Consider the following 13,424-nt stretch of genomic DNA (forward strand, 5'->3'; position numbering starts at 1 on the left):
GGGACGCCTGGGAGACCGGTGCCGTCCTACACATCGAGCGACAAATTATGTTGAATGATAATGATTGTCAATTGAGAAAGAGAATTAATGCTCCCCAAAGGTGCAGAGTGAGAACTGCGACACGCTGTTGTGCTCGCTTGCGGACGCTCGCTTGCGATGCTCGCTTGCGACACCGCAGCGGGGTTGGCGATCCGGCCCGCCGACTAATTATTTGCAGACGTCATCCGTTCTCATTGGTGAATAGCACAGCGCAATCCTCATAACCCTGTAGGAGCGAGCTCGCTCGCGAAGGTCGTTAACGATGACGATGGGTACCTGACACCCCGCGGCGTTCTCCGGTTTTTCGCGAGCAAGCTCGCTCCTACAGCCGAATTCAGGCAGGAAACCCCATGACCGACGCGTTCGAACTCCCCAGCACACTGGTCCAATCCCTTCAGCGCCGCGCGGCCCTGACGCCGGACCGGGTAGCCTTGCGTTTTCTCGCCGAAACCGAGGATCAGGCTGTGGTGCTCAGTTATCGCGAACTGGACCAGCGGGCACGCGTCATTGCCGGCGCGTTGCAGGCTGAGGCCGAGTTTGGCGATCGCGCGGTGCTGCTGTTCCCCAGTGGCCCGGATTACGTCGCGGCGTTTTTTGGTTGTCTGTACGCAGGTGTCATCGCGGTGCCGGCCTATCCACCGGAATCGACCCGTCGTCATCATCAGGAGCGCCTGCTGTCGATCATCAGCGATGCCGGACCGCGTCTGTTGCTGACCAGCGCCGGCCTGCGGGATTCGTTGTTGCACATCGAAGGCGCACCGCCGCTGTTGTGCGTCGATACCCTCGACAGCGCCCTGGCCGAGCGATGGGTCGAGCCGGACCTGCAAGACGATCACATCGCCTTCCTGCAATACACCTCCGGCTCCACCGCCTTGCCTAAAGGTGTGCAAGTCAGCCACGGCAACCTGGTGGCGAACGAATTGCTGATTCGCCATGGCTTCGGCATCGATCTGAACCCTGACGATGTGATCGTCAGCTGGTTACCGCTGTACCACGACATGGGTCTGATCGGCGGTCTGCTGCAGCCGATTTTCAGCGGCGTGCCGTGCATCCTGATGTCGCCGGCCTACTTCCTCGGTCGGCCGTTGCGCTGGCTGGAAGCGATCAGCGAATACGGCGGCACCATCAGCGGCGGGCCGGATTTTGCCTATCGGTTGTGCAGCGAGCGGGTCAGCGAATCGGCCCTGGCGCGCCTCGACCTGAGCGGTTGGCGCGTGGCGTATTCCGGCTCGGAACCGATTCGCCTCGACACGCTGGAGCGCTTTGCCGAGAAGTTCGCGGCGAGCGGTTTTACCCCGGACAGTTTCATGGCGTCCTATGGCCTGGCCGAAGCCACGCTGTTCGTCGCCGGCAGCCCTCGCAGCCAGGGTATCGGCAACCTGCGGGTGGACGATCAGGCCTTGGCGCAAAACCGTGTCGAGCCGGGCGAGGGTAGCGCGATCATGAGCTGCGGCATCGGCCAACCGGATCACGCCATACTGATCGTCGATCCCTCGGCGCTCAACGAGCTGGCCGGCAATACCGTCGGCGAAGTCTGGGCTTGCGGTCCGAGCATCGCCCACGGCTACTGGCGCAATCCCGAAGCCAGCGCCAGGACTTTCGTGCAACACAACGACCGTACCTGGCTGCGCACCGGCGACCTGGGCTTTATGCGTGACGGTGAACTGTTCATCACCGGGCGCCTGAAAGACCTGCTGATCGTGCGGGGGCACAACCTCTATCCGCAGGACATCGAACAGACTATCGAGCGCGAAGTGGAAGTGGTGCGCAAAGGTCGCGTCGCCGCTTTCGCCGTGAACATCGAAGGGCAGGAAGGCATCGGCATCGCGGCGGAAATCAGCCGTAGCGTGCAAAAAATCCTCGCGCCCGAGGCGTTGATCAAAGCCATTCGCCAGGCGGTGGCCGAGGCGTATCAGGAGGCGCCGGGCGTGGTGGTGCTGCTCAATCCGGGTGCGCTGCCCAAGACCTCCAGCGGCAAACTGCAACGCTCGGCGTGCCGCGATCGTCTGGCGGACGGCAGCCTCGACAGTTATGCGCTGTTCCCGACGGAGGCCAGCGAGCGTGAGGCGCAAACCGAGTCGGGCTCTGAATTGCAAACCCTGATCGGCCAGATCTGGTGCGAGCAACTGCAGATCAAACAGGTCAAAGCCGACGATCACTTTTTCCTGTTGGGCGGCAACTCCATCGCCGCCACGCAAGTGGTCGCGCGTCTGCGCGAAGAACTTGACCTGGAACTGAACCTGCGCCTGTTGTTCGAAGCGCCGACCCTTGGCGCGTTTGCCACCGCAGTCGCTACGCAGCAACAGAACGGCGGCCTGGCCCAAGGCTCGATCACCCCACTGTCGCGCAGCGAAGCCATGCCGCAATCCCTGGCGCAAAACCGTCTGTGGATCACCTGGCAACTGGACCCGCAGAGCAGTGCCTACAACATTCCCGGTGCCTTGCGCCTTCGCGGCGAGCTGGATCAAGACGCGTTGCGCGCCAGTTTCCAACAACTGATCGAGCGTCACGAATCCTTGCGCACACGCTTCTTCGAACGTGACGGCGTGGCACTGCAGCAGGTCGATTCCGCCGCCGAATTCAATCTGCAATTGATCGATATCAGCGACCTGCCAGCCACCGAGCGCGAAGCCCGCGCGCTGCAAATCCGTGAGGACCAGGCCCGCACCCGGTTCGAGCTGGAGAAGGGCCCGCTGCTGCGGGTGACGCTGGTGCGCCTCGATGATGAGGATCACCAGTTGCTGGTGACGCTGCACCACATCATCGCCGATGGCTGGTCGCTGAACGTGCTGATCGACGAGTTCTCGCGCCTGTACGCTGCCGCTTCCCAGGGACAAACAGCGACGCTTGCGGCATTGATCACGCACTATGCCGACTACGCCAGCTGGCAGCGCCAATGGCTGGCGCAAGGGGAGGGCGAGCGGCAACTGGCCTACTGGAAAGCCCGGTTGGGCGATGAGCATCCGACACTGAGCCTGGCCACCGACCACCCGCGCTCGACGCAACACAACCACAGTGCTGCCCGTCATTCCATAAAGCTTGGCGCAACGTTGAGCGATGCCATTCGCCAGACCGCCCAGGCCCATGAATCGACCACTTTCATGCTGTTGCTCACCGCCTTCCAGAGCCTGCTGCACCGCTACAGCGGCCAACGCGACATCCGCATCGGTGTGCCCAACGCCAACCGTCCGCGCCTGGAAACCCAGGGCCTGATCGGCTTCTTCATCAACACCCAGGTGCTGCGCGCCGAGGTCGATCCGCGCCAGCCATTCGTTGAACTGCTGGCGCAGACCCGTCAGGCCGCGCTGGGTGCACAAGCGCATCAGGACCTGCCGTTCGAACAACTGCTCCAAGCCTTCGCGCAAGCCCGCGAACAAGGCTTGTTCCAGGTCATGTTCAACCACCAGCAACGCGACCTCGGCGCATTGAAACGACTGCCCGGGCTGCTCGCCGAAGAACTGCCATGGCACAGCCGCGAAGCCAAGTTCGATCTGCAACTGCACAGTGAGGAAGACCGCAACGGTCGCCTGAGCCTGTCCTTCGACTACGCCAGCGAACTGTTTGATGCCGCCACCATCGAGCGTCTGGCCGAGCATTTCAGCAACCTGCTGCGGGCCGTCTGCGCGCAACCGAAAACTGCCATCGCCGACCTGCAACTGCTGACGCCCGGTGAGTACGATCAGCAAACTGCCTGGAGCGCGGCACCGTGCACCCCGGCCAGCCAATGGTTGCCGCAGTTGCTCCACGAACAGGCGCGCCTGACTCCCGAGCGCGTCGCGTTGATGTGGGACGGCGGCCAACTGGACTTCGCCGAGCTGCACAGCCAGGCCAACCGCCTGGCCCATTACCTGCGCGACAAAGGTGTCGGGCCGGATGTGTGTGTAGCGATTGCCGCCGAGCGTTCGCCGCAACTGCTGATCGGTCTGCTGGCGATTATCAAGGCCGGCGGCGCCTATGTGCCGCTGGACCCGGATTACCCGGCCGAACGCCTGGCTTACATGCTCAACGACAGCGGCGTCGAATTGCTGCTGACCCAGACCGGATTGCTCGACCGTTTGCCGGCTGCCGACGGTGTCAGCGTAATCGCCATGGACGCTTTGCATCTGGATGGCTGGCCGAGCCATGCGCCGGGCCTGCACGTGCACGGCGACAACCTTGCCTACGTGATTTACACCTCCGGTTCCACCGGTCAGCCCAAGGGCGTAGGCAACACCCACGCGGCCCTCGCCGAACGCCTGCAATGGATGCAGGACACCTATCGCCTGAACGACACCGACGTGCTGATGCAAAAAGCGCCGGTCAGCTTCGACGTGTCGGTGTGGGAATGCTTCTGGCCGCTGATCACCGGCAGCCGGTTGCTGCTTGCCGGTCCCGGCGAACACCGTGATCCGCACCGCATTGCGCAACTCGTTCAAACGTACGGCGTGACCACGCTGCACTTCGTGCCACCGTTGCTGGCGTTGTTCATCGACGAGCCGCTGAGCGCCGGATGTACCAGCCTGCGTCGTGTATTTTCCGGCGGTGAAGCCTTGCCCGCAGAGCTGCGCAACCGGGTGCTGGCACACCTGCCGGTGGTGCAATTGCACAACCGCTATGGCCCGACGGAAACAGCGATCAACGTCACTCATTGGCCGTGCACAGCCGCCGATGGCGAACGCTCGCCGATCGGGCGTCCGCTGGGCAACGTGGTGTGCCGCGTGCTGGACGCTGAACTCAATCCGGTTCCGGCCGGTGTGCCGGGCGAACTGTGCATCAGCGGCATCGGCCTGGCCCGAGGCTATCTGGGCCGTCCAGGCCTGACCGCCGAACGCTTCGTCGTCGATCCGCTGGGCGAGCCGGGTGCCCGTCTGTATCGCACTGGCGACCGTGCACGCTGGACTGCCGATGGTGTGATCGACTACCTCGGTCGTCTCGATCAGCAGGTCAAACTGCGCGGCTTTCGCGTGGAACCGGAAGAAATCCAGGCGCGTTTGCTGGTACAGGACGGTGTCGCTCAGGCAGTCGTGGTGGTGCGCGAAACCGCGGCCGGCGGACAGTTGATCGGTTACTACACCGCTTCGCAAACCAGCGAAACCGAAGAGGCTCAAACCGCGCGCCTGAAAACCGTGCTGGCCGCCGAGTTACCTGAATACATGGTCCCGGCGCAGTTGATGCGGCTGGACGCAATGCCCCTCGGCCCAAGCGGCAAACTCGACCGTCGCGCCTTGCCGCAACCCCAGTGGCAAGCCAGCGAACACGTCGCACCGGTCACCGCGCTGGAACAGCAAATCGCCGGCATCTGGCGTGAGGTCCTGGGCCTTGCGCAGATCGGTCTGCGTGACGATTTCTTTGCCCTCGGCGGCCACTCGCTGCTGGCCACGCAAATCATTTCCCGTACCCGTCAGGCCTGCGACGTCGAGTTGCCGCTGCGGGTGTTGTTCGAGCACAGAGAACTGGGGGCGTTTGCCGAGCAGGTGCAGTTGATTCAAGCCAGCGGCAACACGAATAAGCAGCCACCGATCGAGACAGTCGACCGCAGCCAACCGGTACCGTTGTCTTACTCCCAGCAGCGCATGTGGTTCCTCTGGCAGCTGGAACCGGACAGCCCGGCCTATAACGTCGGTGGCATGGCGCGGCTGCGCGGGGTACTCGACGTCGGGCGTTTCGAGGCGGCATTGCAAGCGCTGATCATGCGCCACGAAACCCTGCGCACCACCTTCCCGAGCGTCGATGGCGTGGCCCGGCAACAGGTTCAGGCCGACACCGGCCTGCGCATGGACTGCAAAGATTTCTCGGCGCTGGATGCCGACAGCCGTGAGCAACGGGTCCAGCAACTGGCCGACAGCGAAGCCCACACGCCATTCGATCTGGAAACCGGGCCGCTGCTGCGCGCCTGCCTGGTCAAGACCGCCGAGCAGGAACATTACCTGGTCCTGACCCTGCACCACATCGTCACCGAAGGCTGGGCGATGGACATCTTCGCCCGTGAGCTGAGCGCGCTGTACGAAGCCTTTGTCGAGGACCGCGAATCGCCGCTGGCACCGCTGCCGGTACAGTACCTGGATTACAGCGTCTGGCAGCGCCAGTGGCTGGAGTCCGGTGAACGTCAGCGCCAGCTCGACTACTGGACCGCACAATTGGGCCGCGAACATCCGCTGCTGGAATTGCCCGCTGACCGACCGCGGCCGCCGGTGCAAAGTCATCGGGGCGAACTGTTTCGTTTTGACCTCAGCGATGAGCTGGCCGCCCGGGTTCGCGCCTTCAACGCACACCATGGCCTGACCCTGTTCATGACCATGACCGCCGCGCTGGCCGTGCTGCTTTACCGCTACAGCGGCCAGAACGACTTGCGCATCGGTGCCCCTGTCGCCAACCGGATTCGTCCGGAAAGCGAAGGGCTGATCGGTGCGTTCCTCAACACCCAAGTCCTGCGTTGCCAGCTCGACGGCCAGATGTCCGTGGCGCAATTGTTCGAGCAGGTTCGCCACAGGGTGATCGAGGGCCAGTCCCATCAGGACCTGCCGTTCGACCATCTGGTCGAGGCCTTGCAGCCACCGCGCAGCGCTGCGTACAACCCGCTGTTCCAGGTGATGTGCAACGTACAGCGCTGGGAGTTCCAGCAGAGCCGTACCCTGGCCGGCATGACCGTCGAGTACCTCGCCAACGATGCCCGGGCGACCAAGTTCGACCTCAACCTGGAAGTCACCGACCTCGACCACCGCCTGGGTTGCTGCCTGACCTACAGCACCGACCTGTTCGACGAACCGCGCATTGCGCGCATGGCCGGGCATTGGCGCAATCTGCTGGAAGCGCTGCTGGCCGATCCGCAACAGCGCCTCAGTGAGCTGCCCTTGCTGGACGCGAGCGAACAGCAACACCTGCTCGACAGCCTCGGCGTCGAACCGGGCGAGCACCGCCTGGATCAGTGCATCCATCACCTGTTCAGCGAGCAGGCGCTGGTGCGCAAGGATGCGCCGGCACTGACCTTTGCCGGCAACACCCTGAGCTACGCCGAACTCGACAGCCGCGCCAATCGCCTGGCCTGGATGCTCCGCGAACGAGGGGTTGGCCCGCAGGTCCGAGTGGGCCTGGCACTTGAGCGTTCACTGGAAATGGTCGTCGGCTTGCTGGCGATCCTCAAGGCGGGCGGCGCCTACGTGCCGCTGGACCCGGAGTACCCGCTGGATCGCCTGCACTACATGATCGAAGACAGCGGCATCGGTTTACTGCTCAGCAATGCGGCGATGTTCGATGCGCTTGGCGAGCTGCCGGTTAGTGTCGCCCAATGGTGCCTGGAAGAAGACTCCGCCGAACTGGTCAACTGCCCGGCCAGCGAGCTGCCGTTTATCAGCCTGCCGCAACATCAGGCCTACCTGATCTACACCTCCGGCTCCACCGGCAAACCCAAAGGCGTGGTGGTGTCCCACGGCGAAATCGCCATGCACTGTCGCGCCGTGATCGAACGTTTCGGCATGCGCCCCGACGATTGCGAGCTGCACTTCTACTCGATCAACTTCGACGCGGCCACCGAGCGTTTGCTGGTGCCGTTGTTGAGCGGCGCCCAGGTTGTCCTGCGTGCCCAAGGCCAGTGGGACGCGGAAGAAATCTGCGGTCTGATTCGCCGCCACCGCATCAACATCCTCGGCTTCACTCCGAGCTACGGCAGCCAGTTGGCGCAATGGCTGGCGACTCGAAACGAGACGCTGCCGGTGCGCATGTGCATCACCGGCGGCGAAGCCCTGACCGGCGAACACTTGCAGCGAATCCGCGCGGCGTTCAAGCCGAGCCTGTTCTTCAACGCCTACGGCCCGACCGAAACCGTGGTCATGCCGCTGGCCAGCCTGGCGCCGGAACAGTTGGACGAGGGCCTGGGCAGCGTGCCGATCGGCAGTGTGATCGGCGCTCGCGTGGCCTACATCCTCGACGCGGATCTGGCGTTGGTGCCGCAAGGCGCGACCGGCGAGTTGTATGTCGGCGGCGCCGGTCTGGCGCAGGGTTATCACCAGCGTCCGGGCATGACCGCCGAGCGTTTTGTCGCCGATCCGTTCGCCGCCAATGGCGGGCGTCTGTACCGCACCGGCGACCTGGTGCGTCAGTGCGCCGAGGGTCTGGTGGAGTACCTGGGGCGTATTGACCATCAAGTGAAAATTCGCGGCTTCCGCATCGAACTGGGCGAAATCGAAACCCGACTGCTGGAACACCAATCCGTCCGTGAAGCGGTGGTGTTGGCGCTCGATGCGCCGAGTGGCAAGCAACTGGTCGGCTACGTTGTCACCGAGTTCGCCGAGCAGGACGAAAGGCAACAAGCCGAGCTGCGCGAATCCCTCAAGGCGCACCTCAAAGCGCAACTGCCGGATTACATGGTGCCTGCGCACCTGACCTTGCTGGCTCAATGGCCGCTGACCGCCAACGGCAAACTCGACCGCCGCGCACTGCCGGCACCGGATCCGGAACAGAACCGCCAGCAGTACGTGGCACCGAGTAACGTACTTGAACTGACCCTGGCCGATATCTGGTGCGAAGTGCTGAACGTCGAGGAGGTGGGGCTCAACGACAACTTCTTCGAACTGGGCGGCGACTCGATTCTGTCGATCCAGGTGGTCAGCCGGGCGCGGCAGCAGGGCATTCACTTCAGCCCGCGGGACTTGTTCCAGCACCAGACCGTGCAGACCCTGGCGGCCGTGGCGACCCGTGTCGGGCAGCTCAGCGCCGAACAAGGTCTGATCACCGGCGAGTCGCGGTTGACGCCGATCCAGCACTGGTTCTTCGACACCGACATCCCGCAGCGTCAGCACTGGAACCAGGCGTTGCTGCTGGAACCCACTGTGGCGCTGGAGCCCCATCGCCTGGAGCAAGCGCTGCTGGCCGTGATCGAACAGCACGACGCCTTGCGTCTGCGTTTCGCTGAATATGCAGGCCAATGGCAGGCCGGGCACCAAGCGATTTGCGACGCGCCGGTGCTGTGGCAAGTACGCGTTTCGTCCATGGACAAATGCGCGGCACTCTTCGCCGATGCCCAGCGCAGCCTCGACCTTGAGGAAGGGCCGCTGATGCGCGCGCTGCTGGTCGATGGTCCCGAGGCGCAACAGCGGTTGTTCATCGCCATTCACCACCTGGTGGTGGACGGGGTTTCGTGGCGGCTGTTGCTGGACGATCTGCAAACGGTGTATCGCCAACTGGATGCTCGACAGTCCGTCAAACTGCCGGCAAAAACCAGTGCATTCAAGGACTGGGCGGCACGTTTGCAAGCGTATGCCGGCAGTGAATCCCTGCGCGAAGAGTTGAGCTGGTGGCAGTCGCAACTGGCCGGTAACCGTGCTGAATTGCCGTGCGACCGACCGGCGGGTGGCCGGCAGAATCGTCATGCGCAAACCGTCAGCGTGCGCCTCGATGTCGAGCGCACTCGCCAACTCCTGCAACAGGCACCGAGCGCCTATCGCACCCAGGTCAACGACTTGCTGCTGACCGCTTTGGCCCGCGTGCTGTGCCGCTGGAGTGGCCACGAATCGGCGCTGATTCAACTCGAAGGCCACGGCCGCGAAACCCTGTTCGACGAGATCGACCTGACCCGCACCGTTGGCTGGTTCACCAGTGCTTATCCATTGCGCCTGATGCCAATGGAAGAGCAGGGCGCCTCGATCAAGGCGATCAAGGAACAACTGCGCGCAGTGCCACACAAAGGTCTGGGTTATGGCGTGTTGCGCTACCTGGCCGATGAACCCTGCCGCCAGGCCATGGCTGCACTGCCGGTGGCGCCTGTCACCTTCAACTACCTCGGCCAGTTCGACCAGAGTTTCGGCAACGATGCACTGTTCCGTCCGCTGGATGAACCGGTCGGCGCCGCGCACGACCCGAAAGCGCCGCTGCCCAACGAGCTGAGCATCGACAGTCAGGTGTATGGCGGTGAACTGGTGCTGCGCTGGACCTTCAGCGGCGAACGTCATGATCCGCAGACCATCGGAGCGCTGGCGGATGCCTACCTCGGTGAACTGCAGAGCCTGATCGAGCATTGCCTGCAGGACGACGCGGGCGGCCTGACGCCGTCGGACTTCCCGCTGGCCAGGCTGACCCAGCCGCAACTCGATGCGCTGCCGGTTCCGGCCGCGGTCATCGAAGACGTCTACCCGCTGACGCCGATGCAGGAAGGCATGTTGCTGCACACCCTGCTGGAGCCGGGCACCGGCCTCTACTACATGCAGGACCGTTATCGCATCAACAGCGAGCTCGACCCGCAGCGTTTCGCCCAGGCCTGGCAGGCGGTGATCGCTCGCCATGAAGCCTTGCGTGCGTCGTTCTGCTGGAACGTCGGCGAAGACATGCTGCAAGTGATCCACAAGCCGGGCAGCACGCCGATCGAGTATCTGGACTGGACGACGATTGCTGAAACCGAACAAGAGCCGAGGTTGCAGGCGCTGCTCAAAAGCGAGCGCGAGGCCGGTTTCGATCTGCTCAACCAGGCACCGTTCCACCTGCGTCTGATCCGGGTCGGCGCGGCGCGCTACTGGTTCATGATGAGCAACCACCACATCCTGATCGATGCCTGGTGCCGTTCGCTGCTGATGAACGACTTCTTCGAGATCTACAGCGCCCTTGGCGAAGGCCGGGAAGCGCAGTTGGCCGTGCCACCCCGTTATCGCGATTACATCGGCTGGCTGCAACGCCAGAGCCTGGCCGAGGCGCGGCAATGGTGGAAGCACAACCTGCAAGGCTTCGAACGCACCACGCCGATTCCGAGTGACCGGCCGTTCCTGCGCGAACATGCCGGTGACAGCGGCGGCATGCTCGTCGGCGACCGTCATACCCGGCTAGATGCCCGTGATGGCGCCCGACTGCGCGAACTGGCCCAGGCGCATCAGCTGACCATCAACACCTTCGCCCAGGCGGCGTGGGCCTTGGTATTGCGGCGCTTGAGCGGTGATCGCGACGTACTGTTCGGCGTCACCGTGGCCGGGCGCCCGGTGGACATGCCCGAGATGCAGCGCACGGTCGGGCTGTTTATCAACAGCATCGCGTTGCGGGTAAAGATGCCGCAAGACGATCAGCGTTGCAGCGTGCGTCAGTGGCTGAGCGGCTTGCTCGACAGCAACATGCAGTTGCGCGAGTACGAGTACCTGCCGCTGGTGAACATTCAGGAAAACAGCGAGCTGCCCAAGGGCCAGCCGTTGTTCGACAGCCTGTTCGTGTTCGAAAACGCCCCGGTGGAAGTCTCGGTACTGGACCGTGCGCAAAGCCTCAACGCGACCTCGGATTCGGGCCGTACCCACACCAATTTCCCGCTGACCGCGGTGTGCTATCCGGGCGACGACCTGGGCTTGCACCTGTCTTACGACCAGCGTTACTTCGACGCGTCGACCATCGAGCGCATGCTCGGCGAGTTCAAGCGTTTGCTGTTGGCGCTGGTCGAAGGCTTCCATGGCGACATGGCTGATCTGCCGCTGTTGGGTGCCGAGGAACAGGACTTCCTGATCCATGGCTGCAACCAGAGCAAGCACGATTACCCGCTGGAGCAGAGTTACGTCGAGTTGTTCGAAGCGCAGGTCGCCCGGCATCCACAACGGATTGCCGCCAGTTGCCTGGATCGGCAGCACAGTTACCTTGCGCTGAACCAACGCAGCAATCGTCTCGGCCATGCGCTGCTTGCCGCCGGTGTCGGGCTGGATCAGCCGGTGGCGTTGCTGGCCGATCGCAACCTCGATCTGCTGGGCATGATCATCGGCAGCTTCAAGGCGGGCGCCGGTTATCTGCCGCTGGATCCGGGACTGCCGAGCCAGCGTTTGAGCCGGATCATCGACCTGAGCCGTACGCCGTTGCTGGTCTGCACTCAAGCTTGTCGCGAGCAGGCGCTGGCATTGCTGGATGAGTTCGGTTGTGCCAATCGACCGCGATTGCTGGTCTGGGAAGATGTTCAGGCGAGCGATGTGTCGATTGCCAATCCGGGCATCTACAGCGGGCCGGACAACCTCGCCTACGTGATCTACACCTCGGGCTCCACCGGATTGCCGAAGGGGGTGATGGTCGAGCAGCGCGGCATGCTGAATAACCAGCTGAGCAAGGTGCCGTATCTGAACCTGAACGAGGCCGATGTCATCGCACAAACCGCTTCGCAAAGCTTCGACATCTCGGTCTGGCAGTTCCTCGCCGCGCCGTTGTTCGGGGCGCGGGTGGACATCGTGCCGAACACCATCGCCCATGACCCGCAAGGTTTGCTGGCGCACGTCCAGAGCCAGGGCATCACCGTGCTGGAAAGCGTGCCGTCGCTGATCCAGGGCATGCTCGCCCAGGAACGCATGAGCCTCGATGGTCTGCGCTGGATGCTGCCAACCGGTGAAGCGATGCCACCGGAACTGGCGCACCAATGGCTGCTGCGCTACCCGGACATCGGACTGGTGAATGCCTATGGCCCAGCGGAGTGCTCGGATGACGTGGCCTTCTTCCGTGTGGACTTGGCGTCGACGCGCGGCAGTTACTTGCCGATCGGTACGCCGACCGACAACAACCGTTTGTACCTGCTCGATGGCGCGCTGGAATTGGTGCCCTTGGGTGCGGTGGGCGAGTTGTGCGTCGCTGGCACCGGGGTGGGTCGCGGTTATGTCGGCGACCCGATGCGCACCGCGCAGGTGTTTGTGCCGAACCCGTTTGGTGCAGATCGCCTGTATCGCACCGGTGACCTGGCCCGTCGTCGCAGTGACGGCGTGCTGGAGTACGTCGGTCGCATCGACCATCAAGTGAAGATTCGCGGTTACCGCATCGAACTGGGTGAAATCGAAGCCCGTTTGCATGAGCAACCACAGGTCCGTGAAGCGGCGGTCGGCGTGCAGGAAGGGGTGAACGGCAAACATCTGGTGGGCTACCTGGTGGCGGCTGACTCGGCGCTGGATCCGACCGAACGCCTGGAGCGCATCAAGCAACGCCTGCGCGCCGAGCTGCCGGAATACATGGTGCCGCTGCACTGGCTGTGGCTCGAGCGGATGCCGCTCAACGCCAACGGCAAACTCGACCGCAAGGCCCTGCCGGCGCTGGAGATCGGTCAGTTGCAGAGCCAGGACTACCAGGCGCCGCGTAATGCGCTTGAGCAGACGTTGGCAGGTATCTGGGCCGAAGTGCTGAAGGTCGAGAAGGTCGGCATTCGTGACAATTTCTTCGAGCTGGGTGGGCATTCGCTGCTGGCGACGCAGATTGCTTCGCGGGTGCAGAAAACTTTGCAACGCGATGTGCCGCTGCGCGCGATGTTCGAGTGCAGCACGGTGGAGGAATTGGCCGGGCACATCGAAGGGTTGGCGGCGAGCGATATCACCGAGGAGAAGGTCGATCGGCTCAATGATCTGATGGCGGAGTTGGAGGGGCTTTGATTCTCTAGCGTCTGTACCGGCCCCATCGTCGGAACGCCGCCCGGAGCAAGCTCGCTC

The 13,424-nt window shown here is 63.4% G+C and carries 1 protein-coding gene; it reads left to right on the plus strand.

Going from position 1 to position 13,424, the window contains the following annotated elements:
• The first annotated feature begins 389 nt into the window (after positions 1 to 389).
• Positions 390 to 13,367, plus strand: coding sequence for a non-ribosomal peptide synthetase (locus ACA062_RS07310; protein WP_497455803.1), 12,978 nt, complete (start codon positions 390 to 392; stop codon positions 13,365 to 13,367).
• Positions 13,368 to 13,424: the final 57 nt, after the last annotated feature.

This window comes from Pseudomonas sp. LBUM1679 (assembly GCF_059695565.1).

Coding starts and splice junctions, on each gene's coding strand:
- ACA062_RS07310 (WP_497455803.1), top strand. CDS start 390: ATGACCGACGCGTTCGAACTCCCCAGCACACTGGTCCAATCCCTTCAG.